24 protein-coding genes are annotated in these 24,563 nt (G+C 71.1%); 10 read left to right on the top strand and 14 right to left on the bottom strand.

Annotation, left to right across the window (positions count from 1 at the left end; all coding sequences use genetic code 11):
• Positions 1-47 precede the first annotated feature (47 nt).
• Positions 48-1,223: a GAF domain-containing protein gene (locus AB0J66_RS19415; protein WP_364662134.1), complete on the bottom strand. Its 1,176-nt coding sequence runs from the start codon at positions 1,221-1,223 to the stop codon at positions 48-50.
• A gap of 117 nt (positions 1,224-1,340) precedes the next feature.
• Here AB0J66_RS19415 and AB0J66_RS19410 point away from each other — a divergent pair, with 117 nt between their 5' ends.
• A complete protein-coding gene (locus AB0J66_RS19410; protein WP_364662132.1) occupies positions 1,341-3,131 on the top strand; it encodes an NAD(P)/FAD-dependent oxidoreductase in 1,791 nt (596 codons plus the stop codon).
• On the opposite strand, the gene AB0J66_RS19405 is transcribed toward AB0J66_RS19410, so the two are convergent.
• Positions 3,114-3,830, bottom strand: a complete 717-nt coding sequence (locus tag AB0J66_RS19405) for an alpha/beta hydrolase (RefSeq protein ID WP_364662130.1) — start codon at positions 3,828-3,830, stop codon at positions 3,114-3,116. The two genes, AB0J66_RS19410 and AB0J66_RS19405, sit on opposite strands and share 18 nt — an antisense overlap.
• A 147-nt stretch (positions 3,831-3,977) precedes the next feature.
• Here AB0J66_RS19405 and AB0J66_RS19400 point away from each other — a divergent pair, with 147 nt between their 5' ends.
• On the top strand, positions 3,978-4,814 hold the full coding sequence (locus AB0J66_RS19400; RefSeq protein ID WP_364662127.1) for a substrate-binding domain-containing protein: 837 nt from the start codon (positions 3,978-3,980) through the stop codon (positions 4,812-4,814).
• Here the strand turns inward: AB0J66_RS19400 and araA are convergent.
• The 7 genes from araA to AB0J66_RS19365 are packed head-to-tail and all read right to left on the bottom strand — an operon-like array spanning position 4,790 to position 13,198.
• Positions 4,790-6,271: an L-arabinose isomerase gene (gene araA, locus AB0J66_RS19395; protein ID WP_364662124.1), complete on the bottom strand. Its 1,482-nt coding sequence runs from the start codon at positions 6,269-6,271 to the stop codon at positions 4,790-4,792. The two genes, AB0J66_RS19400 and araA, sit on opposite strands and share 25 nt — an antisense overlap.
• Positions 6,268-6,981 (bottom strand): L-ribulose-5-phosphate 4-epimerase, encoded by a 714-nt coding sequence (locus AB0J66_RS19390; protein ID WP_364662122.1) that lies wholly within the window; start codon positions 6,979-6,981, stop codon positions 6,268-6,270. Before AB0J66_RS19390 ends, araA begins: the two co-directional genes overlap by 4 nt.
• A complete protein-coding gene (araB, locus tag AB0J66_RS19385) occupies positions 6,978-8,630 on the bottom strand; it encodes a ribulokinase (protein ID WP_364662119.1) in 1,653 nt (550 codons plus the stop codon). The genes AB0J66_RS19390 and araB overlap by 4 nt, the downstream gene beginning before the upstream one ends.
• The gene (gene yjfF / locus AB0J66_RS19380; RefSeq protein WP_364662116.1) at positions 8,630-9,643 is read right to left on the bottom strand and encodes a galactofuranose ABC transporter, permease protein YjfF; all 1,014 of its coding nucleotides are present in this window, start codon (positions 9,641-9,643) and stop codon (positions 8,630-8,632) included. Before yjfF ends, araB begins: the two co-directional genes overlap by 1 nt.
• Positions 9,640-10,665, bottom strand: a complete 1,026-nt coding sequence (locus AB0J66_RS19375; RefSeq protein ID WP_364662113.1) for an ABC transporter permease — start codon at positions 10,663-10,665, stop codon at positions 9,640-9,642. Before AB0J66_RS19375 ends, yjfF begins: the two co-directional genes overlap by 4 nt.
• Positions 10,662-12,188 carry a sugar ABC transporter ATP-binding protein gene (locus AB0J66_RS19370; protein ID WP_364662111.1) on the bottom strand — a complete coding sequence of 509 codons (1,527 nt, stop codon included), beginning with the start codon at positions 12,186-12,188 and terminating at the stop codon, positions 10,662-10,664. The genes AB0J66_RS19375 and AB0J66_RS19370 overlap by 4 nt, the downstream gene beginning before the upstream one ends.
• A gap of 53 nt (positions 12,189-12,241) precedes the next feature.
• Positions 12,242-13,198 carry an ABC transporter substrate-binding protein gene (locus tag AB0J66_RS19365; protein ID WP_364662191.1) on the bottom strand — a complete coding sequence of 319 codons (957 nt, stop codon included), beginning with the start codon at positions 13,196-13,198 and terminating at the stop codon, positions 12,242-12,244.
• A 304-nt stretch (positions 13,199-13,502) separates the two neighbouring features.
• Between AB0J66_RS19365 and AB0J66_RS19360 the strand changes: the two genes are divergently transcribed.
• The 3 genes from AB0J66_RS19360 to AB0J66_RS19350 all read left to right on the top strand — a co-directional run bounded on the left by AB0J66_RS19360 (position 13,503) and on the right by AB0J66_RS19350 (position 16,051).
• Entirely contained in the window at positions 13,503-14,528 is a 1,026-nt protein-coding gene (locus AB0J66_RS19360; RefSeq protein ID WP_364662108.1) for a LacI family DNA-binding transcriptional regulator, read from the top strand.
• A gap of 239 nt (positions 14,529-14,767) precedes the next feature.
• A complete protein-coding gene (locus tag AB0J66_RS19355) occupies positions 14,768-15,757 on the top strand; it encodes a LacI family DNA-binding transcriptional regulator (RefSeq protein WP_364662188.1) in 990 nt (329 codons plus the stop codon).
• Between the two features lie 102 nt (positions 15,758-15,859).
• Positions 15,860-16,051 (top strand): hypothetical protein, encoded by a 192-nt coding sequence (locus tag AB0J66_RS19350; protein WP_364662105.1) that lies wholly within the window; start codon positions 15,860-15,862, stop codon positions 16,049-16,051.
• Between the two features lie 208 nt (positions 16,052-16,259).
• Here AB0J66_RS19350 and AB0J66_RS19345 read toward each other — a convergent pair whose 3' ends face one another.
• A complete protein-coding gene (locus AB0J66_RS19345; RefSeq protein ID WP_364662102.1) occupies positions 16,260-17,102 on the bottom strand; it encodes a helix-turn-helix transcriptional regulator in 843 nt (280 codons plus the stop codon).
• A gap of 101 nt (positions 17,103-17,203) precedes the next feature.
• Here AB0J66_RS19345 and AB0J66_RS19340 point away from each other — a divergent pair, with 101 nt between their 5' ends.
• Positions 17,204-17,845 carry an SDR family NAD(P)-dependent oxidoreductase gene (locus tag AB0J66_RS19340; protein WP_364662099.1) on the top strand — a complete coding sequence of 214 codons (642 nt, stop codon included), beginning with the start codon at positions 17,204-17,206 and terminating at the stop codon, positions 17,843-17,845.
• Here the strand turns inward: AB0J66_RS19340 and AB0J66_RS19335 are convergent.
• Positions 17,820-18,866, bottom strand: a complete 1,047-nt coding sequence (locus tag AB0J66_RS19335) for a helix-turn-helix domain-containing protein (protein WP_364662096.1) — start codon at positions 18,864-18,866, stop codon at positions 17,820-17,822. The genes AB0J66_RS19340 and AB0J66_RS19335 overlap by 26 nt on opposite strands.
• Positions 18,867-19,073: 207 nt before the next feature.
• Between AB0J66_RS19335 and AB0J66_RS19330 the strand changes: the two genes are divergently transcribed.
• Positions 19,074-20,144, top strand: coding sequence for a ferredoxin reductase (locus tag AB0J66_RS19330; RefSeq protein WP_364662093.1), 1,071 nt, complete (start codon positions 19,074-19,076; stop codon positions 20,142-20,144).
• A gap of 10 nt (positions 20,145-20,154) precedes the next feature.
• Positions 20,155-21,354 (top strand): acyl-CoA desaturase, encoded by a 1,200-nt coding sequence (locus AB0J66_RS19325; RefSeq protein ID WP_364662090.1) that lies wholly within the window; start codon positions 20,155-20,157, stop codon positions 21,352-21,354.
• On the opposite strand, the gene AB0J66_RS19320 is transcribed toward AB0J66_RS19325, so the two are convergent.
• The 3 genes from AB0J66_RS19320 to AB0J66_RS19310 form a co-directional block, all read right to left on the bottom strand.
• On the bottom strand, positions 21,351-21,884 hold the full coding sequence (locus tag AB0J66_RS19320) for a peptidoglycan-binding protein (RefSeq protein ID WP_364662088.1): 534 nt from the start codon (positions 21,882-21,884) through the stop codon (positions 21,351-21,353). The genes AB0J66_RS19325 and AB0J66_RS19320 overlap by 4 nt on opposite strands.
• Before the next feature lie 507 nt (positions 21,885-22,391).
• Positions 22,392-22,736 (bottom strand): carbohydrate-binding protein, encoded by a 345-nt coding sequence (locus tag AB0J66_RS19315; RefSeq protein WP_364662086.1) that lies wholly within the window; start codon positions 22,734-22,736, stop codon positions 22,392-22,394.
• 12 nt (positions 22,737-22,748) lie between these two features.
• Complete coding sequence (locus tag AB0J66_RS19310) at positions 22,749-23,108, bottom strand: DUF4267 domain-containing protein (RefSeq protein WP_364662083.1); 360 nt, start codon at positions 23,106-23,108, stop codon at positions 22,749-22,751.
• A 92-nt stretch (positions 23,109-23,200) separates the two neighbouring features.
• On the opposite strand from AB0J66_RS19310, the gene AB0J66_RS19305 reads away from it, so the two are divergent.
• Together AB0J66_RS19305 and AB0J66_RS19300 are read left to right on the top strand one after the other, a co-directional pair.
• Positions 23,201-23,800: a TetR/AcrR family transcriptional regulator gene (locus tag AB0J66_RS19305; protein WP_364662080.1), complete on the top strand. Its 600-nt coding sequence runs from the start codon at positions 23,201-23,203 to the stop codon at positions 23,798-23,800.
• A 33-nt stretch (positions 23,801-23,833) separates the two neighbouring features.
• The gene (locus tag AB0J66_RS19300) at positions 23,834-24,550 is read left to right on the top strand and encodes a VOC family protein (protein ID WP_364662078.1); all 717 of its coding nucleotides are present in this window, start codon (positions 23,834-23,836) and stop codon (positions 24,548-24,550) included.
• The last annotated feature ends 13 nt before the right edge of the window (positions 24,551-24,563 follow it).

The following is a 24,563-nucleotide window of genomic DNA, read 5'->3' as shown; positions in this document are numbered from 1 at the left end:
ACTTCGGGGCGCCGTAAAGGTCTGAGGAAAGGGCGGCGCCGGGCCGGTCAGTTCAGCACGGCGAGGGTCACGCCGTCGGCCAGGCGGTACGGGTTCGTGGCGACCAGCGCCCCGACGGCCCGCCGCAACCGGCTGATCTCGGCCCGGACGGTGACGACGTGCGCGGCGTCGCCGTACAGGAAGCGGCTCATCTGCCCGGCGGTCAGGCCGGCCGGGCCGCAATTGTGCAGCAGGGCCAGGATGTCGGCGTGCCGCCGGGTCAGCGGCGTGCGCCAGGGCTCGGCTTCACCGCGTACCTCCAAGAGCGGAGGCGCACCGGTGAGATCGAGCGTCGCCGAGATCGCGGCTGGCGGCCCGGCGGGACGCACGAGCCAGCCTTCCGGCAGGCGTTCGGCCCGGCAGAGACCCAGGCCCGGTACGGCGAGTGGGGCGCCCGAGGTGGGCGCGCCGATCCGGTCCCGCGCGGAAACCCCGCTGGCGTGGGCCACCCAGCCGTGATCGTCGACGATCAGCAGCGGCCCGCGGGCGGTGCCGGTCACGTGCGCGGCCGAGCGCCGCAGCCGCTCCAGCCGGTCGGCGTGATGGCGCCACAGCCGGGCCTCGGCCAGCCGCACCCCGGTCTCGACCAGCACCCGGATCGCCGGGTGCAGGGTGAGGGCAGGGCCACTCACGTCGACGATGCCGAGCAGATCGCCGGTCCGCGGGTCGTGCACGGGATGGGCCGAGCAGTACCAGGCGTGCTGGGCCTGCTCGAAATGCTCGGCCGAGAAGAGCTGCACGGGCGCGGCCTCGACCAGCGCCGTGCCGATCGCGTTGGTGCCGACGGCGGCCTCGGTCCAGAGCGCACCCTCGGCGAACCCGAGCGAGTCGGCCCGCCGGCGCAGGGCGGACGGCCCGGCCCGCCACAGGATGGTCCCGTCGGCCCCGGTCACGACCAGCAGGAACGCGGCATCGTCGGCCATCCGCAGCAGGTCGGCGATGACCGGCGCGAGCCCGGAGTCCCGGCGGCGCCGCTCGACCGCGCCCGCCGGCAGCGGATCCCGCGCGTTGGCCCGGCTGGGGTCGAGCCCGAGCCCGAGCACCCGCGACCAGGAACGCTCGACCAGCGCCCGCGGCCGATGCGGCGGCCGGTGCCCGGCCAGCACGGCGTCGTGCACCCGAAGCAGGTCACGGGCGTACCGCGTGAGATCGGTGCCCGGCCGCACCGCGCTGTAGTCGCCCACGCCGCCTCCCCGCGGTCGCCCCGCTCCCCCGCCGGCCCTGGCTGTGAGCATAGGCCGAACGATGCAATGTGTTGCAACGGTGTTGCGGACCGTAGGCGAGCCGGTTTCGTGGACCTCATGACGCAGACCCTCGGCACCTCCCCCCAGCAGCGCGCCGGCGACTGGCTGGCGGCTTTCACCGCCGCCCTGCGCGCCCGCGATGTCCAGGCCGCCGCCGATCTCTTCGCCCCGGAGTGTTATTGGCGCGATCTTGTCGCCTTCTCCTGGAACATCACGACCGTCGAGGGCCGCGAGGGTGTCGCGGATCTGCTCACCACCACCCTCGATCACATCGACCCCGACAACTTCGAGCTGACCGAGGAGCCCACCGAGGCCGACGGGGTGATCGACGCGTGGATCCGGTTCGAGACCGCGGTCGGGCGCGGCACCGGCCACCTGCGGCTCAAGCCCGAGGGCGCCTGGACCCTGCTGACGACTCTGCGCGAGCTCAAGGGTTTTGAGGAGCAGCAGGGCGAGCGCCGGCCGCAAGGCGTCGAGCACACGCTGAGCAAGGGCCGCCTGTCGTGGAAGGAGCGCCGGGCGCGGGAGGAGGCGGACGCCGATCCGTACGTCGTGGTCATCGGGGGTGGTCAGGGCGGTATCGCCCTCGGCGCCCGGCTGCGGCAGCTCGGCGTGCCCGCGCTGGTGATCGACAAGCACGCGCGGCCGGGTGACCAGTGGCGCGGCCGTTACAAGAGCCTCTGCCTGCACGACCCGGTCTGGTACGACCACCTGCCGTACCTGCCGTTCCCCGCGAACTGGCCGGTCTTCTCGCCCAAGGACAAGATCGGCGACTGGCTGGAGATGTACACCCGGGTCATGGAGGTGCCGTACTGGTCGTCCTCGTACGTGCGATCCGCGACCTTCGACCCCCACGCGAAGAAGTGGCGGGTGACCGTCACCCGCCCCGACGAAACGGTCGAGCTCACCCCCGCCCACGTGGTCTTCGCGACCGGCATGTCCGGCAAGCCCAACCAACCGGTCCTGCCCGGCCGGGATGTCTTCCGGGGCGAGCAGCAGCACTCCAGCGAGCACCCCGGCCCCGAGGCGTACAGCGGCAAGAAGGTCGTCGTGATCGGCTCCAACAACTCGGCCTTCGACATCTGCGGGGCGCTGTGGGAGCACGACGCCGACGTGACCATGGTGCAGCGGTCGTCCACGCACATCGTCAAGTCGGCCTCGCTCATGGACATCGGCCTGGGCGACCTCTACTCGGAGCGGGCGGTCGCGGCCGGCGTCACCACCGACAAGGCCGACATGATCTTCGCGTCCATTCCGTACCGGATCATGCACGAGTTCCAGATCCCGCTGTACGAGCGGATGGCCGACCGGGACGCCGACTTCTACGCCCGGCTGGAGAAGGCCGGCTTCCGGCACGACTGGGGCGCCGACGGCTCCGGCCTGTTCATGAAGTACCTGCGACGCGGCTCCGGCTACTACATCGACGTGGGCGCGGCCGACCTGGTGGCCGACGGGCAGGTCAAGCTCGCGCAGGGCCAGGTCGACCACCTCACCGAGGACGCGGTGGTGCTCGACGACGGCACGACCCTGCCGGCCGACCTGGTCGTCTACGCCACCGGCTACGGCTCGATGAACGGCTGGGTGGCCGATCTCGTCGACCAGCAGACCGCGGACCGGGTCGGCAAGGTGTGGGGCCTGGGCTCGGACACGCCGAAGGACCCCGGCCCGTGGGAGGGCGAGCAGCGCAACATGTGGAAGCCCACCCAGCAGGAGAACTTGTGGTTCCACGGCGGGAACCTGCACCAGTCGCGGCACTACTCGCTCTACCTGGCGTTGCAGCTCAAGGCCCGTTACGAGGGCCTGCCGACGCCGGTCTACCGCCTCGCGGAGTCACACCACCGGGGCTGACACCGGCTGCGTTGGCCGAAGGAAGCTCGCCACCTCGTCGAAGAAGGCGTCCGGGGCGAGGCTGTGCACGCGGTGGCCGACCGGGATCGTCGCCAGCCGGGCGTCCGGCAGCGCGGCGGTCACGGCGGCCAGCCGCCCCGGCGGGATGCAACTGGCCGGCCCGCCGGAGAGGACCAGGGCCGGCTGCCGCACCTCGGGCAGCCGGCTCCACCATCCCGCGTCGGAGCAGAACAGCTGAAGCAGGATCGCCGGCACGGGGCGCCGGGTGGCCAGACCGCACAGCCGCCGGGGCAGGCCGACCCAGCGCGGCGGCGCCGCGACATCCTCGAGGACCAGGTGGGAGATGAGCTCCGGCGAGTGCAGGGCAACCCCCACGGCGGCGTACGCCCCGACAGAGTGCCCGATCACCGTGGCACCCCGGACCGCCAGCGCTCTCATCACGCCCAGCAGATCGTCCCGCAGGCTGGTCAGCCGGTAGTCGGCGGCGGCGGGGCTGGTGGCATGCCCGCGCAGGTCGAAGGCGATCACCCGGTGGCCGAGCGGGACCAGCCGGGCGGCGAAGCGATCCCACGTGCTCGCGCTGCTCCCGGTGCCGTGCACGAGCACCACCGGCGGGCCGGCCGGGTCACCGGCCTCCCGGTAGCCGAGGCGGACACCGTTCACCTGGACGGCGCCGACCGTCGACCACTCGAAGACCACCCGTGGTGTTTACCAGACGTTCCTCGTCAGGTGGGCCGGAATCCACCTGACGAGTCGGTCACACGTAACAAGGCCGTAACAGCACATTGACTCCGCCCGGCGGGCCAGACATGTTTGCGTTCACAGCCCCCTGCGAAGGAGCTCCGGATGACGCTGGTCGGTGTGGTCGCGCAGAACTCCATGTTGTACGGCCCGGCCAGCATGGTCCAGGCGATCGGGGACGCCGCCTTCGACGCCGGGCTGGCGGTGACCCTCGGCCACGTCGCGGCCTACGACGACGAGGCCCGCTCGGTGATCCGCCGGCTGGCCGAGCAGGAGGTGGCCGGGCTGATCGTCGTCGCCCCGGTGGCCGAGGCGGCCGACCTGCTCGCGGCCGTGCCGCCCGGCCTGCCGGTCGTCACCGTGGACGGTCTCCCGCAGTGGCGCACGGCCGACGTCTCGATCGACCAGTACGCGGGCGGGCTGCTGGCCACCCGGCATCTGCTGGCCAACGGGCACCGTACGGTCTGGCACGTGGCCGGCCCCGAGCAGTGGCACGGCTCCCGCGCCCGCGAGGCCGGCTGGCGGGCCGCCCTGGCCGCCGCCGGCCGGGAGGCGCCGCCCGTGGCGCGGGCCGCGTGGTCGGCCGAGTCCGGCTACCACTGCGGGCAGGCGCTGGCCGCCGACCCCGCGGTCACCGCGATCTTCGCGGCCAACGACGACATCGCCATCGGCCTGATGCGGGCCCTGACCGAGCACGGCCGCCGCGTCCCTGAGGACGTCAGCGTGGTCGGCTTCGACGACGTGCCCGAAGCCGGCTACACCCACCCCGGGCTGACCACCGTGCGCCAGGAGTTCGCCGAGGTCGGCCGGGAAAGCGTGCGCCTGCTGCTGGGCGCCCGCCGGCACGAGTCCGTACGTCTGCGCCCGGTGCTGGTGCCGCGGGGGACGGTGCGGCCCCGCTCCGGGCGCCGCACCGGTCAGAAGCCGCGGGCCAGGCGGTAGTACGCCTGGTTCCAGCGCACCTCCTTGACGAACTGCCGGATCGTGGTCGACTCGTCGATCACCAGCAGTTCCGAGGAGGTCATCTCGGCGAAATCGGTCAGCTCCTCGACGCCGACGGCCGAGGAGAGCACGGTGTGGTGCGGGCCGCCCGCGGTCAGCCAGGCCTCGGCCGAGGTGGACAGGTCGGGGGCCGGCTTCCACACGGCGCGGGCCACCGGCAGCTTGGGCAGGGCCTCGGTCGGCGCGACGACCTCGATGACGTTGGCCGTCAGGCGGAACCGCTCCCCCATGTCCGACATGCCGACGACGACGGCCGGGCCGGGCGCGGCGTCGAAGACCATGCGCACCGGGTCCTCCCGGCCGCCGATGCCCAGCGGATGGATCTCGATCTTCGGCCGGGCCGCCGCGATCGAGGGGCAGACCTCGAGCATGTGGGCGCCGAGGATGCGCTCCCGGCCGGGCGTCAGGTCGTACGTGTAGTCCTCCATGAAGGACGTGCCGCCGGGGGCCATCGCCTTGATGGTGTGCAGCAGGACCGAGGTCTTCCAGTCGCCCTCGCCGCCGAAGCCGTAACCGGCGGCCATCAGCCGCTGGACGGCCAGGCCGGGCAGCTGGCGCAGGCCGCCGAGGTCCTCGAAGTTGGTGGTGAAGGCGCCGAAGCCACCGGCCTCGAGGAAACGGCGCAGGCCGAGCTCGATGCGGGCGGCGTACCGCAGCGACTCGTGCCGGGCGCCGCCGTCGCGCAGCTCGGGTGCGACCTCGTAGAGCTCGTCGTACTCGCCGACCAGCTTGTCGACCTCGGTGTCGAGCGCCTGGTCGACCACCTTGACCAGGTCGTTGACCCCGTACGTGTTGACCGAGACCCCGAAGCGCAACTGCGCCTCGACCTTGTCCCCCTCGGTGACCGCGACGTCGCGCATGTTGTCGCCGAAGCGGGCCAGTTTGAGCGAGCGGATCGCGGCGTGCCCGCGGGCGGCCCGGACCCAGGCCGCGACCCGGTCGACCACCCGCGGGTTGCTGACGTGCCCGGCCACGGTCTTGCGGGCGACGCCGAGACGGGCCTCGATGTACCCGAACTCGCGGTCGCCGTGCGCGGCCTGGTTGAGATTCATGAAGTCCATGTCGATCTCGGACCAGGGCAGCGCCACGTTGGCCTGGGTGTGCAGGTGCAGCAGCGGGGTGCGCAGCGCGTCCAGCCCGGCGATCCACATCTTGGCCGGGGAGAACGTGTGCATCCAGGCGATCACGCCGATCACCCCGGCGTCCGCGTTGGCCTGCCGGACCACGGTGAGGATGTCCTCGGCGCTGGTCAGCACCGGCTTCCACACGACCTTCACGTCGAGCGACCCGCCCAGCGTCCCGGCGATCTCCCGCGACTGCGCGGCGACTTGGTCCAGGGTCTCGGGACCGTAGAGTCCCTGACTCCCGGTCAGGAACCAGACCTCGTGCTCGCTCATGAGTTTCCTTCTCTCGGATGCGGAGGGCCCGACTGCGGAGGGCGCGAGGGCGCAGGGCGCTGGCCGTAGACGTTCTGGTAGCGGTCGTAGAGGCTGTCCACGGCAGCGCCGGGCAGCCGGTCGACCGCGCCGAGCTGACGGGCCAGGAGCATCGTGCGGGCGACGTCCTCGCACATGACCGCCGCCTTGACCGCGGCCTGGGCGCTGGCGCCGACGGTGAACGGGCCGTGCTGGCGCATCAGCACGGCCGGCGAGCGGCTGCCGCGCAGCGTCTCGACGATGCCGCGGCCGATGTCGTCGCTGCCGATCAGCGCGAACGGCCCGATCGGGATGTCACCGCCGAACTCGTCGGCCATCGCGGTCAGCGAGCACGGGATCGGCTCGCCGCGGGCGGCCCACGCCGTCGCGTACGGGCTGTGGGTGTGCACGACGCCGTTGACCTCGGGCATGTGCCGGTAGACATAGGCGTGCGACTCGGTGTCGCTGGACGGGCTGTGCTCCCCCTCGACCAGCTTGCCGTCGAGGTCGCAGACCACCATGGAGGCGGGCGTCAGGTCGTCGTACGACACCCCGGAGGGCTTGATGACCAGCAGCTCCTCCCCCGGCACCCGGGCCGAGACGTTGCCCGCGGTCCAGGTGACCAGACCCCAGCGGGTCAGGTGCGCATGCAGGGCACAGACCTCGGCCCGGACGGAGTCGAGCACGCTCATCCCAGCGCCTCGTTCCGCAGGTCCCGCAGCCGGTGCAGCACCTTGTTCTCACCCCGGCCGAAGTAGTCGTGCAAGACCGAGTACTCGGCGTACAGCCGGTCGTAGACGTCGGCGGCGGCCGGGTCGGGCTCGAAGACGGCCTTCTCGACGCGGCCCATCGTCGCCGCCGCGGTCGCCACGTCCGGGTACGCCCCGGCCGCCACCGCGGCGTGGATGGCCGAGCCGAGCGCGGGCGCCTGGTCGGAGGTGGCCACGCTGAGCGGCCGGCGCAGCACGTCGGCGTAGATCTGCATGACCAGGGTGTTGCGCTTGAGCCCGCCGGCCGCCACGAACTCGGTGACCGGCACCCCGGCCTGCTCGAAGGACTCGATGATCTTGCGGGTGCCGAAGGCGGTGGCCTCGACCAGCGCCTTGTAGATCTCGAACGGCCGGGTGGCCAGGGTCTGCCCGACGATCACGCCGGAGAGATGGTGGTCGACCAGCACCGAGCGGTTGCCGTTGTGCCAGTCGAGCGCGAGCAACCCGTGCCCACCGGCCGGCTGCGCGGCCGCCTGCCGGGAGAGGAGGTCGTGCACGCTCAGGCCGGCCGCCCGCGCCTCGTCGTGCACCTCCGGCGGCACGCCGTGCTCGACGAACCAGCCGAAGATGTCACCGACGCCGCTCTGGCCGGCCTCGTATCCGTACAGCCCGGCCAGGATCCCGCCGTCGACCACGCCGCAGATGCCGGGCACCGGCGCGATCGCGTCGCCGTTCATGATGTGGCAGGTCGACGTGCCCATCACCGCGAGCATCTGACCGGGCGCGATGGCCTGGGCGGCCGGGGACGTCACGTGGGCGTCCACGTTGCCCACGGCGACCGCGATGCCGGCCGGCAGCCCGGTCCAGGCCGCGGCCTGCTCGGTCAGGTCACCGGCCCGCTCGCCCAGCGCGGAGAGCGGATGCGCGAGCCGGGTCTCGGCGAAGTCGGCGAAGTCCGGGTTGAGCGCCTCGAGATAGTCCTTGGCGGGATATCGGCCGTCCTGGAAGATCCCCTTGTAACCGGCCGTGCAGGCGTTGCGGGTCTCCCGGCCGCAGAGCTGCCAGATGATCCAGTCGGCCGCCTCGATCCAGCGCTCGGTCCGCGAGTAGACCTCCGGGTCCTCCTCCAGCACCTGCAGCGCCTTGGCGAACTGCCACTCCGAGGAGATCCGGCCGCCATAGCGGGCGATCCAGGGCTCGCCGCGCTCGTGGGCCAGGTCGGTGATGCGGTCGGCCTGCGGCTGCGCCGCATGGTGCTTCCAGAGCTTGGGGTACGCATGTGGCTGGCCGGACAAATCGTCGAGGAAGCACAGCGGCGTGCCGTCGGCCAACGTGGGCAGCACGGTGCAAGCGGTGAAGTCGGTGGCGATGCCGATCACGTCGGCCGGGTCGATGCCCGCGACCTCCAGCGCCTCCGGCACGGCCGTTCTCAGAACGTCGAGGTAATCGGCCGGATCCTGCAGAGCCCAATCCGGGCGCAACTTCTCGCCGGTGGCCGGCAGCGTGCGCTCGATGACGCCGTGCGTGTACTCGTGGACCGCGGCCCCGACCTCGGCGCCGTCGTCGACGCGCACCACGACGGCCCGGCCCGACAGCGTCCCGAAGTCGACCCCGATGGTGTAGCTGGACATCACTTCGCCTTTCTGGTGACGAGGCGCTGCAGGACGATGAAGGCGAATAGCAGCACGCCGATCGCCATCCGGGCCCACCACGAGTTGAGACTGGCGAAGTTCACGATCGTGTTGATCATGCCGAGGACCAGGACGCCCAGGACCGTGCCGAGCACGTAGCCGGAGCCGCCGGTGAGCAGCACGCCACCGATGACCACGGCGGCGATCGCGTCGAGCTCCGTGCCGGTGCCGTGACCGGCGTATCCCGACGTGGTGGTGATGCTGTAGATCAGCCCGCCCAGGGCGGCGCAGAAGCCGGAGAGCGTGTAGACGCCGATCCGCGTGCGGCCCACGGGCAGGCCCATCAGCAGGGCCGAGTCGGCGTTGCCGCCGATCGCGTAGACGTTGCGGCCGAACCGGCTCCAGGCCAGCACGACCGCCGCCACCGCGACCACGGCCAGCGCCACGATGGCCATGCCGGAGACGTAGACTCCGGGCTCGAAGACGATGCGCGTCTCGGCCACGCTGGTCCAGAACCCGTTGGTGATCGGGATCGAGTTCTGGTTGATCAGCAGGGCGATGCCGCGGGCCAGGAACATCCCGGCCAGGGTGGCGATGAACGGCTCGACCTTGAAGAAGTGGATGACCGCGCCCATGCCGAACCCGAGCACGCCGCCGACCAGCAGCACGACCGGGATGACGACGCCGGCCGGCCAGCCCGCCTGCAGCAGCGTGGCGGCCACGGTCGAGGTCATCGCGATCACCGCGCCCACCGACAGGTCGATGCCGCCGGTCAGGATCACGAAGGTCATGCCGACCGCGACGACCAGCAGGAACGCGTTGTTGGTGAACAGGTTGAGGATCACCGAGGGATGGGTGAAGTTCTCGTAGTTCACCGCGCCGACCGTGTACATCACGATCAGCAGCGACAGCGTGGCCAGGACCGGGATGTACTGCGCGTTCGGCCGGTACGTGCGCCGGCGGGTGGCCGGGCCGCCCTTGTTGGTGGCCGGCGTGGTGCTGACGTCGATCATGCCGGGACCTCCGCCCGTGCGGCCGGCCTGGGAGTGGACCGACGGAACAACATGGCCCGGAAGGTGGCCGACTGGGCCAGGCAGAGCACCACGACCACGACGGCTTTGAAGACCAGCGTCGCCTCGGGCGGGATGCCGACCGACTGGGCGGTCGTGTCGAGCGTGGCGATCAGCAGCGCGCCCAGCGTCGTGCCGGCCAGCGAGAACCGGCCGCCGGTCAAGGCCGTACCGCCGATGACCACGGCCAGGATGGCGTCGAGCTCGATCAGGTTGCCGGCGTTGTTGCCATCGGCGCTGGAGACGTTGGAGCTGTAGATCAGTCCGGCGATGCCGGCGCAGGCGGCCGAGAACACGTACACCATCACGGTGAATCGCCGGGCCTGGATGCCCGCGAGCCGGCTGGCGACCGGGCTTCCGCCGACAGACTCGAGCAAAAGGCCGAGTGCCGTACGCCTCGTGAGCAGCACGGTGATGACGAGGACCACGGCCGCGATCAGCACCGACACCGGCAGCCCGAGCACGTAGCCGGCCCCGATCACCTTGTACGGACTGGACTGCACGTTGATGATCTGCCCGGACGTGATGAGCTGGGCCAGGCCGCGGCCGGCCACCATCAGGATCAGCGTCGCGATGATCGGCTGGATGCCCAGCACCGCCACCAGGAAGCCGTTCCACAGCCCGAGCACGAGGGTGAGGGCCAGGGCGACGACCACGGCCACCGCGACCCCGCCGACGCTGTTCTGGTTGCTCAGGTCGCCGATGATCAGGCAGGCCATGGCCCCGGAGACGGCCATGACCGAGCCCACCGACAGGTCGATGCCGCCGGTCGAGATGACCAGCGTCATGCCCAGCGCGACCAGCACCAGCGGCGCGCTGGCCCGCAGGATGTTGACCGGCGTGCCGAACAGGTGCCCGTCCTGGATCCGGATGTCGAAGAACCCGTCGGAGAAGATCAGCCCGCAGAGCAGCAGCACCACGAGCATCGCGACCGGCCACATCAGCCGGCTCTTGAGGAATGTCATTGTGCCGCTCCGCTGGCGATGGTCTGCATGATGCGGTCGGCGTCGACGTCGCCGCTGTTCTCCAGCTCCTCGACCAGGCGCCGGTCGCGCAGCACCTCGATCTTGTGGCTGAGCCGGAGCACCTCCTCGAGCTCGGCGCTGACGAACAGCACCGCCATGCCGCCGCTGGACAGCTCGGCCACCAGGCGCTGGATCTCCGCCTTGGCCCCGACGTCGATGCCCCGCGTCGGCTCGTCGATGATCAGGAGCCGGGGCTCGGTGATCAGCCATCGGGCGAGCAGCACCTTCTGCTGGTTGCCGCCGCTGAGATTCCGTACCGGTGTCTCGGGGTTGTCGGGCCTGATCTGCAGGGCCTTGATGTATTTACCGACCAGCTCGTCCTGCTTGCGGCGGGCGATCGGGCGGGTCCAGCCGCGGGCCGCCTGCAGGGCCAGGATGATGTTCTCCCGGACGCTGAGCTCGCCGAGCACGCCCTCGGTGCGGCGGTTCTCCGACGAGAAGGCGATGCCGTGCGCCATCGCGGCGCGCGGCGAGCGCATCGTCACCGGTTTGCCGTCGACCTCCAGCTGGCCGCTGTCGGCCTTGTCGGCCCCGAACAGCAGGCGCGCCAACTCCGTACGGCCGGAGCCGAGCAATCCCGCCAGCCCGACCACCTCGCCCCCGTGGATGGTGAGGTCGAACGGCGCGATCGCGCCCTCGCGGCCCAGCCCGTCGGCCCGCAGGATCGGCTCCCCGCGCTCGAGCTGCTCGGCCGAGTCACGCTCCCGGCTCTCCAGCTGCTCCAGCGCGGCCAGGTCCTTGCCGATCATCTTGCGGACCAGCTCGACCTGGGGCAGCTCGGCGGTGCGGTACTCGCCGATCAGGGCGCCGTTGCGCAGCACCGTGATCCGGTCGGCGACCTCGTAGATCTGGTCGAGGAAGTGCGAGACGAACAGGATGGCCACCCCGGAGTCGCGCAGCCGCCGCATGATCGCGAAGAGCTGGGCCACCTCGGACGCGTCCAGGCTGGAGGTGGGCTCGTCCAGAATCAAGACCTTGGCCTCGATGTCAATTGCGCGGGCGATCGCCACCATCTGCTGCACGGCCAGGGAGTAGTTGTTCAGCGGGGCCGAGACGTCGAGGTCGAGGTCCAGGCGCTTGAGCAGGTCGGCCGAGCGCTTGCGCATCTCGGCCCACTGGATGCGGCCGAAGCGGCGCGGCTGACGGCCGATGAAGATGTTCTCCGCCACCGAGAGGTTGGCGCAGAGGTTGACCTCTTGATAGACGGTGCTGATGCCGGCCGTCTGGGCCTGCAGCGGGCCGGTGAACAGCACGTCCCGTCCGCTCAGCTTGATGTGGCCGCCGTCGATGCCGTAGACGCCGGTGAGCACCTTGATCAGGGTCGATTTGCCGGCGCCGTTCTCACCCATGAGGGCGTGGATCTCGCCGGGCAACAGCCGGAAATCGACGCCGTCGAGGGCGACGACGCCGGGGAAGATCTTCTGGATTCCGGTCATCTCGAGGACCGCGGGTGGCTCACCCATCATCCACTCCTTTTCAATGGGTCACCCCTGGTCGGGGTGACCCATCACAGCGGTCAGTACTTGCGGTCGGGCAGGGCGGCCTTCGCCTGCTCGGGGGTGAAGGTGGTCTCCTCGGTGAGGATCCGGGTCGGAACCTCTTCCTTGTTCTTGACCTTCTTGACCAGGTCCATCAGCTGTGGGCCGAGCAGCGGGCTGCACTCCACAATGAAGTTGATCTTGTTCTCGGAGAGCGCCGTCATGCCGTCCTTGACCGCGTCGACCGTGATGATCTTGATGTCGGAGCCGGGCTTCTTGCCGGCCGCCTCGATCGCCTCGATGGCGCCCAGGCCCATGTCGTCGTTGTGCGCGTAGAGCACGTCGATGTCCTTGACGGACTGCAGGAACGTCTCCATCGTCTGCTTGCCGCTGGTGCGCTCGAACTTGCCGGTCTGCGAGGCGACGACCTTGAACTTGGGGTCGGCCTTGATGACGTCCTCGAAGCCGGTCTTGCGGTCGATGGCGGGCGCCGCGCCCGGCGTGCCCTGCAGCTCCACGATGTTGACCGGGTCCGACTTGCCCTCGTACTCCTTGGTCAGCCACTCGCCGGCCTTCTTGCCCTCCTCGACGAAGTCGGAGCCGAGGAAGGTCTTGTAGAGCGAGGTGTCCTTCGAGTCGACCGCGCGGTCGGTCAGGATGACCGGGATGCCGGCGTCCTTGGCCTCCTTGAGCACCGGGTCCCAGCCCGACTCGACGACCGGGGAGAACGCGATGACGTCGACCCGCTGCGTGATGAAGGAGCGGATCGCCTCGATCTGCTTCTCCTGCTTGCCCTGGGCGTCGGAGAACTTCAGGTCGATGCCCTCCTTGGCCGCCGCCTCCTGGATGGACTTGGTGTTGGCCGTACGCCAGCCGCTCTCGGCGCCGACCTGCGAGAAGCCGAGGGTGATCTTGTCGTCGCCGCCGGAGCCGGAGCCGCCGTCGTCGCCACCACAGCCGGCCAGGGTCGAGGCGAGCAGAAGCCCGCCGACCATCGCCGCGGAAATCTTCTTGAGCACTGAGCCCTCCTTCGGGCAAACATTGTTAACGTTCACGCATTCAGAGAAGGTCGTCACCGTGACCAACAGTCATCGGGGTTTCGCCTGCGGCGCGTTCGAGAGGCCTTGGCGGGCACCGCGTTTCAGCAGTGTTACCGGTCTCAAACGCTCCGTCAAGGCTTCGCCATCGGTTTGTTACCGGGCGATTGCCCGCGGTGGTGACGGCGCAGATCCGCTATGGACATCCGGGCTCCGGCTGTGCGATGTTCACGCTCACAAACCGACACCGTGGAGGATGCTCTTGCCCGCATCGGACGGCGACCGGAGCCGCCCCCGGCTCACGGTCATGCGCGACGTCGCCAAGCTCGCCGGCGTCTCGCACCAGACCGTCTCGCGGGTCCTCAACAACCACCCCAACGTGCGGCAGGAGACCCGGCTGCGCGTGCTCGAAGCCATGCAGTCCCTCAACTACCGCCGCAACCTGGCCGCCCGCACCCTGGTCACCCGCCAGTCCGACACGCTCGGCATCATCGGCTTCGAGACCACGTTGTTCGGTCCCGCCTCCATGCTGTACGCCATCGAGAGCGCCGCCCGCGACGCCGGCTACATGGTCAGCATCGCCTCGGTCCGCGACCTCGAACGCCGCCACGTCACCGAGGCCATCGACCGTCTGACCCAGCACGCCGTCGACGGCGTCATCGCCATCGCCCCGAAGCTGACCGTCACCAACGCCCTCGCGCAGGCGCCGCCCTCACTGTGCTGCGTGGCGGTGGGCGGCGCCGGCGAGGCCCCGACGGTGGGCATCGACAACGCCGCCGGCGCCCGCCTCGCCACCCAGCACCTGCTCGACCTGGGCCACACCACCGTCCACCATGTGGCCGGCCCGGCCGACTGGCCCGAGGCCCAGGAACGCGTCGAGGGGTGGCGCCAGACCCTGTACGCCGCCGGCGCTGTGGTCCCACCCGCCGAACCGGGCTGGTGGGACGCCGAGTCCGGTTACGCCCGCGGCCGCGCCCTGGCCGCCGACCCTCGGGTGACCGCCATCTTCTGCGCCAACGACCGGATAGCCCTGGGCGTCCTCCGCGCCCTGCACGAGGCCGGCCGCCGCGTCCCCGAGGACGTCAGCATCATCGGCTACGACGACATGCCTGACGCCGGCTACTTCCTGCCCCCACTGACCACCATCCACCAGGACTTCAGCGAACTGGGCCGCCGGGCCCTGACCCTCCTGCTCGAGCACATGTCCGGCGCCTCGACCACCCACCGCGTCCTGGTCACTCCGAACTTGATGGCCCGCGCCAGCACCGCCCCACCCCCACCGCGCTAGCGCGCCGCCCTCCCCGCCGAGTTCGCACATTCCGGTCCGGGCCATCCACCGCTCGTGTGACCGCTTCCTTGGTGCCAGCGCCTGCGGACGCAACCCCCGCCACGCCACCGCCCTCCTCCACCGGCGCCACCACCCGGGCAAACTCTTCCCTTGCGCGGGTGGTGGCCGGGGCGGGGATATCCTTCCGGCAAGAGTGGGATGGGGTCTGGGTGAGTGTGAAACGCGGGCGGCCGCCGGGCATGATGGACGTCGCCCGGTTGGCGGGGGTGTCGCACCAGACCGTGTCGCGGGTGCTGCACGAGCATCCGAACGTGAGCGAGCCGACCCGCCTCAAGGTGCGCGCGGCCATCGCCGAGCTCGGCTACCGCCCCGACCGTACGGCCCGGGCGCTGGTCACCGGCACCTCCGGTGTGATCGGGGTGGTCGCTCCCAACACCGCGCTCTACGGCCCCGCCTCGATGTTGAACGCGTTCGAGCAGGCCGCGTACGACAGCGGTTTCGCGGTGAACGTGGGCAACGTCCGCGCCATGGACGAGCGCTCGATCGCCCGCGCCGTCGAACGCCATCTGGACCAGCGCGTGGCCGGCCTGGTCGTGATCGCCCCGGTGACCAGCGCCGAGTTGGCCCTGGCGACGCTGCCGGCCGACATCCCGCTGGTCACCATCGACGGCGACCCGGCCCGCTCCAGCACCCGGGTGACCGTCGACCAGGTGGCCGGCGGCCGCGCCGCGACCGACCATCTGCTGGCCGCCGGTCACTCCAGCGTCTGGCACATCTCCGGCCCGCAGGACTGGTTCGACGCCAACGGCCGCGTCCAGGGCTGGGAGGACGCCCTCCGCTCGGCCGGCGTCGAGCCGCCGCCGTTGCTGATCGGCGACTGGAGCGCCGAGTCCGGTTACCGCAACGGCAAGCTCCTGGCCCGCCTGCCCGAGGTGACCGCCGTCTTCACCGGCAACGACCACATGGCCCTGGGCCTGCTGCGCGCCTTGCACGAACAGGGCCGCCGGGTCCCCGCCGACATCAGCATCGCCGGCTTCGACGACATCCCCCAGGCCGCCTACTTCACACCTCCGCTGACCACCATCCGCCCCGACTTCAACGCCGTGGCCCGCGCCGGCATCGACATGCTCCTCACCCAGATCGAGACCGGCACTCCCCCGACCACGGCCCGGCGCGTCATCGCCCCCACCCTCATCCCCCGCGCCAGCGTCGGCCCACCGCCCGGTTGAGACGAGGGCGTGATTTCACGGCCCTCGCGAAGACGCTTGTGGTGATCGCGATCCGCGCTGTGACGCTCGGGTCAGGACGCCCTCGACGCCGCCTGCCTGCGGTTGCCTTCGGACGCCAGCGCGGAGAACTACACCGACCTGATCGATGAGTGCCACGAGATGCGCGCGATGCTCCGGCGCATCATGTCCCTGCCCGACACCTGCGAGGGCCCGGGCGAGCTGCGGCTCAAGACCAATCTGATGTGGAGTTGCCTCCAGCCGGCGCGACTCGACGCCGGCGACATTGGCCGGTAAGCCACCCTAGTATCGATCATCGTTGCGTGTTAGCGTTCACACGTCACGACGAGCGTTTGGCGTCGGGACATCGAGTGAGACCAGGCCCAGGCGGGGCCGTCAAGGGGAGTACGGCCCCGCCTGACCTGCTCGAAGATCCGCCTCGCAGCGGCACGCGGATTGGCCGTTGGCGCCTCTTGATAACGTTCACCAAGATGAGGCGCACCGGCTAAACGAGGGTCTGCGTGCCCAGGGCGATGGCCAGGGCCAGCTTCTCGGCGTCCTCGGTGCCGGGCTCGGCCGTGTAGATGGTGATGCGCAGATCGTCGCCGGCGACCATCAAGGTGTCGCAGTCCAGGGTCAGGCGGCCGACGTCGGGGTGGTCGACGACCTTGTGGCGGGAGTAGTCCGTGATCGTGACGGAGTCGGCGGAGTTCCACAGCTCGACGAACAACGGGCTGTGGGCGGTCAGCGCGGCGATCAGGCGCTTGACGTCGTGGTCGGCCGGGTAGCGGGCCGCGGTCAGGCGCAGGTCGGCGACCAGCACCGCCTGGAACCGGGCCAGCTCGGCCGGGGTGTGGACGGCCCGGCCGGCCGGGCCGACGAAGTTGCGCCACAGGGTGTTGCGCTCCAGGCCGCGCCACGCTGTGGTGTCACCCATCAGCGCGTCGTAGGGGCGGTTGGCCACGATCACGTTCGAGGCCGCGTCCAGGACGACGACGGGGGTGTGGGAGAAGCGGTCGAGCAGGCGCTGCACGCTCGGGGCGATGCGGGTGGGCACGACGTCGCGGCCGGGCGGGGTCAGGCCGGCGTGGCGGAAGAGAAGCTCGCGCTCGGTGCCGGAGAGCCGCAGGGAGCGGGCCAGAGCCTCCACCACCTGCGCCGACGGGGAGGTGGAGCGGCCCTGCTCGAGCCGCGTCAGGTAGTCGACCGAGATGCCGGTCAGGGCGGCCAGCTCCTCCCGGCGCAGCCCGGCCGCCCGGCGGCGGCCACCGGCCGGCACACCGACCTCGGCCGGGACCAGCCGGTCCCGCCAGCGGCGCACGGCCTGACCGAATTCCCACGAGTCCATGAGACCAGTTTGTCGCAGCTCAAGCCGCTTGTGGTGGCCCTGGCAGTCCTACGACAAACGGAGCAGTTCCCTGGCCGGGGCCGCCGTCGCACGCTCGGACCATGACCAACGCCTACATCATCACCGGCCCCACGTCGGGCTTCGGACTCCGTACGGCGCATGAGCTGGCCAAGCACGGAACCGTCATCCTCGCCGGCCGCGACCGCCACAAGCTCGGCGGCCTGGCCCGGACGATCCCCGGCTCGGTGCCGGTGGTGTGCGACCTCTCGGATCTGGACAGCGTCCGGCGGGCCGCGGCGGAGATCGTCGAGCTCGGCCGGCCGCTCGCGGGGCTGGTCAACAACGCCGGCGTGATGGGCATGCGGCCGGGTCGCAGCGCGCAGGGCTTCGACACGACGTTCGCCACCAACCACCTCGGCCCGTTCGCGCTGACCGAAGCGCTCCTCCCCCATCTGCCCGGCGGCGCGACCGTGGTGTTCGTGGCCTCCGGCGTCGAAGACCCCGAGCGCAAGCCGGCGGTGACCGCCGGTTTCCGCGGCGGACGCTACCTTTCGGCCGAGGCGAGCGCGCGCGGCGAGTGGGCGCCCGGTGGTTCCCGACTGCCCGGCGGCGACGCGTACGCGACGTCGAAGCAGGCCGTCCTCGCCGCGGCGCTGGCCCTCGCCCGAGAGAATCCGCGCTTTCAGGACCGCGTCGTGGCCGAGACGCGGGCTCTGCTCAGCCGGGCACCGTCAGGGCGATGACCAGGGCCGACGTCCACTCCGGGTCGCGCAGCTTGTCGCCGTACAGCTCGCGCAGCCGGGTCATGCGGTAGCGGACCGTCTGCGGGTGGATGAACAGCTCGGCGGCCACGTCCTCGCGGCGGCCCTGGTGGCGCAGCCAGCTGCGGAGGGTCTCGACCAGCTTGGCGTCGGCGCCGGGTGACAGCGGGGCGAGCACCCGGGCCCGCAGGTCGGCCAGGGCCTGCGGGTCGGCGGTCAGCACCAGCTCGGCCAGGTGGTCCTCGGTGTCGACCACCGTGAGGGCGCCGGCCGGACCGGCGAGCTGCGACGTGCGTACGGCCCGGTCGTAAGAAACCTTGACCCCCAGCCAAGGCCGCGCCGGGCCGACCACCGCGCTCTGGCCGCGCAGCAGGCCTAGCAGGGCGCCCCGGGCGGTGCCGTCCACGTCGGGTACCAGCAGCACCTCACTGAGCTGCAGTGTTCGAGGATCGAGCAGGTCCACGACCGTACGGGTGGCGTGCTCCGGAACCAGCACGGCGGTCAGTGTGCGCGGCGGCGACCAGTCGGCGCGCTGGGCGGCCGCCACCACCACGTGCTCGGGTTCGCCGGCGAGCAGCGCCTGGGCGAGTTGTTCGAGGTCGCGGATGCGGGCCCGGCCCGAGGAGGCCAGCTGGTCGGCGTGCCCGGCCACGCTGGCCGCCGACAACTCGTCGATGTAGGCGAAGACCAGCTCGGCGAAGTGCGCGATGGTCGCCGCCGGATGACCGCTGGCCACGCTGATCTCGGCCAGCTCGTGCCACGCGACGCGGGCCCCGACCCGATAGGCCCCCAGCAGGGCGTCCAGGCTGCGGCCGTTGCGGGCCTCGCCCCGGCCCAGGGCGTACGCCCCCTCGAGCGCCGGGCCGAGCGGAGACTGATGCTCCGGCCCGTCCGCCCGCGACACCAGCTCGAGGAAGGTGCCCAGCGCGGCCCGGACGGCCCGCTCGATCTTCGGACCGAGATCACCGGCGAACGGCACCGCGTAGGCCGGAACTTCTGTCATGATCGCATCGATCGTCTGTGTCGCGACGTGGGGCAGCCGCCGCTTCAGCGGGGCCACCACCTCCGGGGACAACCGGAAAGATCTGACGTCTGGTAGAGCGTCACTCATCGTTTAACCACGCAGTCTTGTCTCCCGCGAACAAAAAACACGGTCGAGTTCACTTCCGTTGGTCAGGAATCTACCTCCGGAACGCAGGAAGCTTGTTACGTGGCTGTGATACGCAACATACGCGGCGGCGCCTGGCGTGTGGTCGAGCTGATCACCACGCCGGTGGTGCCCGCCGACTACCTCGACGTGATCGCCCCGCTGCGCAACGCCAACGTGCTGCGGGCGAAGGTCGACGCCGTGCGCCCGGAGACGGCGAACAGCGTCACCCTGCTCCTGCGGCCCGGCCGCGGCTGGGTGCGGCACGAGCCGGGTCAGTACGTACGGGTCGGGGTGGACGTCGACGGCGTACGGCTGTGGCGCTCCTACTCGATCACCAGCTCGCCCCGGCGCACCGACGGCCGGATCACCATCACGGTCAACGCCGTGCCCGACGGCGTGGTCAGCAACCACCTCGTACGCAACGCCAAACGCGGCCTGATCCTGCACCTCGACCCGCCCACCGGCGAGTTCCAGCTCTGCGCGCCCCGGCCGGCCAAGGCCCTGTTCGTCACCGCCGGCAGCGGCATCACCCCGGTCATGGGCATGCTCCGCAGCGCCCTGCACGAGCTCTCCGACGTGGTCGTCGTGCACTCGGCCGGCACCCGCGAGGCCGTCGTCTTCGGCGCCGAGCTGCGGGCGATGGCCGCCGACGGCCGGATCCGGCTGATCGAGCGGCACACCCGGGCCGACGGGCGGCTCAAGCCGGCCGACCTCGACGAGCTGGTCCCCGACCTGTTCGAACGCCGGACCTGGGCCTGCGGCCCGAACGAGATGCTGGACGACCTGGAGACCCACTGGGCCGACGGCGAGGCCGCGCACCTGCTGCGCACCGAGCGCTTCCGCCCCACCCTGATCAACAGCGGCGGGGGCGGCACGGTCACCTTCGCCCAGTCCGGCACGGTCGTCGAGACCGACGGCTCGGAACCGCTGCTCGACTCCGGCGAGGCCGCCGGCGTCCTGATGCCCTCCGGCTGCCGGATGGGCATCTGCTTCAGCTGCGTGGTGCCGCTGCGTGAGGGCGCCGTGCGCGACCTGCGCGACGGCCAGCTCACCGTCGCCGAGCCCGGCGACAGCATCCCCGTACAGACCTGCGTCTCGGCCGCCGCCGGCCCCTGCACAATAGAGATCTGAGGAACCCTGCATGACGACGATCCAGCGCAAGCAATCCAACCCGATCGCCCACCTGAGCGCCGAGGACATCGAGCAGATCGGCGTCGAGCTCGACGCCATCCGCGACGAGGTCATGGGCAGCCGGGGTGAGAAGGACGCCGCGTACATCCGGCGGGTGATCGCCTGGCAGCGTGGGCTCGAACTCGGCAGCCGCGGGGTACTGCTCTTCTCCCTGTTCCCGCCGGCGTGGCTGGTCGGCACGGCCGGCCTGTCGATCGCCAAGATCCTCGAGAACATGGAGATCGGCCATAACATCCTGCACGGCCAGTGGGACTGGATGCGCGACCCGAAGATCCACTCGACGAAGTGGGAGTGGGACCACGCCTCCCCGGCCGAGCAGTGGAAGCACTCGCACAACGAGCTGCACCACACCTACACGAACGTGATCGGCCGCGACAACGACCTCGGCTACGGCATCATGCGCGTCGACGAGGACCAGAAGTGGCACCCGGCGCACCTGGGCCAGCCGTTCTACAACTTCGTCAACGCCTGCTTCTTCGAGTACGGCATCGCCGCGTACGACCTGGAGCTGGGCAAGAACCTGGCCACCAAACAACGCCGCAAGGACCCGAAGTTCCGCGCCGCGCTCAAGGCGGTCCGCAAGAAGATCGGCAAGCAGGTCCTCAAGGACTACGTCGTGCACCCGGCCCTGTCCGGCCCGTCGTTCCTGCACACGGTCGCGGCCAACGCCACGGCCAACCTGATCCGCAACCTGTGGAGCCACTCGGTCATCATGTGCGGCCACTTCCCGAACGGCGTCGAAACCTTCGAGAAGACGTCCATCGAGGGCGAGACCCGCGGCGAGTGGTACCTGCGGCAGATGCTCGGCTCGGCCAACATCAGCGGCAGCAAGGCCATGCACCTGATGACCGGCAACCTGTCCCACCAGATCGAGCACCACCTGTTCCCGGACATGCCGAGCAACCGGTACAAGGAGATCGCCCCGAAGATCCAGGACCTCTTCCAGCGGTACGGGCTCTCGTACACCGCCGGCCCGCTCCCCAAGCAGGTCGCCTCCGCCTGGTACAAGGTGATCCGCCTGTCCCTGCCCAACCGGGGCGAGGCCGCGGTCCGCCGCCCGGTCGAGAAGAAGGCCCCAGCCGTCGCCAACCGCTGGCGCCGTGCCCAGGCCCCGGCGCCAACGGCTCCCGCCAGTGAGCTGGCGGCCTAGCCCGCGTACATTCCGCTGATCAGCGACTGCCAGGTCATGGGGCCGACGATCCCGTCGACGGCCATGGCCGGCTCGTCGTTGTCGTGCAGGAGCTGCTGCCAGTCGTAGACGGCGGCCTCGGTGACCGGGCCGAAGATGCCGTCCACGGCGGGGGCGTTGCCCTCCTCGTCGGACAGGTTGCGGTACTGGAACTCCTCCTGCACGGAGCGCACCGCGTCACCCGTGTCGCCGCGGCGCACGGTGGTGACCAGGGCCGTCCAGGTCAGCGGGCCGACGATGCCGTCCACGCCGAGTTTTTTGGCCTTCTGGAACGCGCGTACGGCGGCGTCGGTCTTCGGCCCGACATCGCCGTCGACGTCCACCGGGTAGCCGCGCTGTCGCAGGTGATACTGCAGGCTGGGCACCGGGTGCGCCTTGTCCCCCAGGCGGACCAGCGGCCATGGTTGCAACGCCATCGCGATCATCTCCTCGGCCGGCGGCCACCCCCGGGCCGCCCGGCCCCGCCATCGTGACTCCGCGCGGCGATCCACTCACGTCTGCGTCGCCGTCCCGACAGCTTCGGCGGGGCCAACACAAGCGACGGCCGGTCAGCCGGTGTAGGTGGCGAAGATCCGGCTGAACTCGTACGGCATGGAGGCCTTTGATCTGGTTGAAGGTGGCGTTGGCGGCGTCCACGGCGAAGGTGCCGTAGTCGCCGTTGCGGTAGTAGTCCCTCGCCATCACGTTGACCAGGTCGACGGCGACCCCGGCGTCGCGGGCCGAGCGCACCACGTTGAGGCCGTCGGCGGTCAGCTCCTCCGGCAGGACCGGCAGGGTGAACGACACCCGCGGCCCGGGGTTGGCCCGCTGCAGGGCGGCCAAAGCCTGCGAGCGCCGGGCCACCGAGGCCGGGTCGGCGGTGGCGCTGCCCTCGATGTCCAGGTCGATGTGCTTCAGGTTGTACGCGGTGACGACCGCCTGACACTCGGCCTGCAGCGCGGTCACGCTGGTGCAGGCCTGGGCCAGTTCGATGCCGGTGGCGCCGCCGAAGGAGATCTTCACGTCCCCGCCGCGGGCCCGGACGGCGTCGATCTGTCGCGGGCCCAGCCTTGCCGCGGGTCGTAGGCGTTGAACCACATGGCCTTGCACGCGGACGCGGTGATGAAGGCGAGCGTCACGTTCTTGAGGTTGCCGCTGCTGACCATCGTGGACAGGCTCGGCGGGGTGCCGTCACAAGCGCCGAGGTCCTCCCACAGTGAGGCCGCCGCGACCGGGGTCCAGCCGGCTCCGGCCGGCGGCGTGTGCGCCACCCGGGCCCGGTACAACCGCCCGCCGTACGTCACCTGGTTGCCCTCGGCGTGACCGGTGCCCTCGGCCCACCCGGGCGCCGAGCGCACCACCATGATCGAGGGGGCCTAGATGAACAGCAGGACCGCGCTGATCAGGACCACCACGGCGGTGGCGAAGTGGACGCCGAAGGCGGTGGCGCGGGAGCCGCCGTTGCGCAGGACGATCAGGGTGTCGCCGAGTGGTGCGATGGCGACCACGAGCATGAACCAGGCCTCGGCCTCGGCGCCGGCAAAGGCCAGCAGGGCCAGACCGACCAGGCCGTACGTGAGGTCCCGCACCCCCTTCACCGTGAGGTACGCGTTGCGCGTCGACGGCACGCCGTAGCCGGCCGCGGCCAGTTCCGGCTGCAGCAGGAAGCGGACCCCGATGAAGATGATGAACAGGTTGAGGACGATGGCCAGACCGTAGGCGACGGCAGTGAGCATGACTTCCTCCGGCAGAAATCTAGCAGCGCTAGGAACAGTACCGACGCTAGCAGAGCGATGACAGAAGCGCTAGCGGTGCTAGAGTCGCAAGCATGACCACACAGGCACGGCGGCAGCGCGAGCGGGCCGAGCGCGAGCGGCTGATCATCACGGCCGCCCGGGAGCTGGCCGAGGCCGAGGGCTGGGAGGCGGTCACCACGCGGCGGCTGGCCGAAGCGGTGGAGTACAGCCAGCCCGTCCTCTACAGCCACTTCGCCGGCAAGGAGGCCATCATGGCCGCGGTCGCCGTCGAGGGCTTCGCCGAGCTGGCCACCGACATGCGCACCGCGCGCGAGCGGGCCGACGACCCGCTCGCGGCTGTGGCCGGGGCCTATCTGGCCTTCGCCGAGCGGCGGCCGGCGCTGTACGACGCCATGTTCAGCCGGTCGCTGCCCCTGCCGTTCGCGGCCCCGGAGACGCCGGACGCGCTGCAGGCCGGCTTCCAGGAGCTGCTCCACGTCGTACGGCCGATCGCCGGCGGCGACGACGAGGGCCAGCTCGCCGAGCTGCTCTGGAGCGCCCTGCACGGCCTGGCCACCCTGACCCGCGGCGGCCGTCTGCCCCGCGAGCTCCACGAGGCCCGGCTGGCGCTGCTGCTCCGCCGATTGACGGGGTCGCCGACCGGGTCACCCCATCGAGGAAGATCAAAATAGTTTGGCCGGTGCGGGGCCGAGGAAAACCGTCCCATGCTTCCTCAGACCCTGCGCCGGGCCACGCACCCCATGGCCCAATTCGACGGGCTGGCCCTCGACACCGCCGACCCGGACCGCTCCGCCGCCTTCTGGGCGGTAGCTCTCGGCGGGCGGGCCGGCACCGACGCCGACGACCGGCCGCTGGTCCGGCCCGGGCCGGGCCGCCCGGCCCGGGAGATCATGCGGCTGCGCGCGACGGGCCGGCCCGAGCCCGACGGCGGCCGGGTCCACGCCGACCTGCGCCTGCCCGGCTCCTCGCCGAAGCATCTGCTGGCGGCCGGGGCTCAGATGATCCGGCCGCCCGGCGCCGACCCCTGGTACGTGCTGGCCGACCCCGAGGGCAACGAGTTCTGCGCGTACCCGGCCGTCGACGATCGGCCGCCGGGCATGTTCCAGCTGGTCATCAAGTGCACGCAGCCGCGCGAGCTGGCCCACTGGTGGGCCGACGTGCTGGGCGGCACGGTGGTCGAGGAGGGCGAGGCGGCCGCGGTGGTCGGCGCGCCCGAGTTCCCGTGGGACTTCATGGTCTTCGACCCGGTGCCCGGCATCGAGCGCTTCCGCAGCCGCGTCCGCTGGCAGGTGGTGGCCCGCGACCACGACCTGGCCGGGCTGCTGGCCGCGGGGGCCCGGGTCCGGGTCGACCCGAAGGGCAAGAGCCGCTGGTGGGTGCTGGCCGACCCCTGCGACAACGAGTTCTGCGTGACCTTCTGAGCGGCGTATCCTT

This window comes from Actinoplanes sp. NPDC049598 (genome assembly GCF_040675435.1).
Taxonomy (GTDB): domain Bacteria; phylum Actinomycetota; class Actinomycetes; order Mycobacteriales; family Micromonosporaceae; genus Actinoplanes.
This window is presented reverse-complemented; position numbering and strand designations above follow the sequence as displayed.

Excerpts from the sequence above, each read along its gene's own strand:
- araB (WP_364662119.1), bottom strand. The coding sequence starts at position 8,630 with ATGTCCAGCTACACCATCGGGGTCGACTTCGGGACGCTGTCGGGCCGG.
- AB0J66_RS19325 (WP_364662090.1), top strand. The coding sequence starts at position 20,155 with ATGACGACGATCCAGCGCAAGCAATCCAACCCGATCGCCCACCTGAGC.
- AB0J66_RS19345 (WP_364662102.1), bottom strand. The coding sequence starts at position 17,102 with ATGGACTCGTGGGAATTCGGTCAGGCCGTGCGCCGCTGGCGGGACCGG.
- AB0J66_RS19300 (WP_364662078.1), top strand. The coding sequence starts at position 23,834 with ATGCTTCCTCAGACCCTGCGCCGGGCCACGCACCCCATGGCCCAATTC.
- AB0J66_RS19340 (WP_364662099.1), top strand. The coding sequence starts at position 17,204 with ATGACCAACGCCTACATCATCACCGGCCCCACGTCGGGCTTCGGACTC.
- AB0J66_RS19375 (WP_364662113.1), bottom strand. The coding sequence starts at position 10,665 with ATGACATTCCTCAAGAGCCGGCTGATGTGGCCGGTCGCGATGCTCGTG.
- AB0J66_RS19410 (WP_364662132.1), top strand. The coding sequence starts at position 1,341 with ATGACGCAGACCCTCGGCACCTCCCCCCAGCAGCGCGCCGGCGACTGG.
- yjfF (WP_364662116.1), bottom strand. The coding sequence starts at position 9,643 with ATGATCGACGTCAGCACCACGCCGGCCACCAACAAGGGCGGCCCGGCC.
- AB0J66_RS19390 (WP_364662122.1), bottom strand. The coding sequence starts at position 6,981 with ATGAGCGTGCTCGACTCCGTCCGGGCCGAGGTCTGTGCCCTGCATGCG.
- AB0J66_RS19335 (WP_364662096.1), bottom strand. The coding sequence starts at position 18,866 with ATGACAGAAGTTCCGGCCTACGCGGTGCCGTTCGCCGGTGATCTCGGT.
- AB0J66_RS19305 (WP_364662080.1), top strand. The coding sequence starts at position 23,201 with ATGACCACACAGGCACGGCGGCAGCGCGAGCGGGCCGAGCGCGAGCGG.
- araA (WP_364662124.1), bottom strand. The coding sequence starts at position 6,271 with ATGAGCGAGCACGAGGTCTGGTTCCTGACCGGGAGTCAGGGACTCTAC.
- AB0J66_RS19310 (WP_364662083.1), bottom strand. The coding sequence starts at position 23,108 with ATGCTCACTGCCGTCGCCTACGGTCTGGCCATCGTCCTCAACCTGTTC.
- AB0J66_RS19365 (WP_364662191.1), bottom strand. The coding sequence starts at position 13,198 with ATGGTCGGCGGGCTTCTGCTCGCCTCGACCCTGGCCGGCTGTGGTGGC.
- AB0J66_RS19370 (WP_364662111.1), bottom strand. The coding sequence starts at position 12,188 with ATGGGTGAGCCACCCGCGGTCCTCGAGATGACCGGAATCCAGAAGATC.
- AB0J66_RS19315 (WP_364662086.1), bottom strand. The coding sequence starts at position 22,736 with ATGGTGGTGCGCTCGGCGCCCGGGTGGGCCGAGGGCACCGGTCACGCC.
- AB0J66_RS19400 (WP_364662127.1), top strand. The coding sequence starts at position 3,978 with ATGACGCTGGTCGGTGTGGTCGCGCAGAACTCCATGTTGTACGGCCCG.
- AB0J66_RS19355 (WP_364662188.1), top strand. The coding sequence starts at position 14,768 with ATGATGGACGTCGCCCGGTTGGCGGGGGTGTCGCACCAGACCGTGTCG.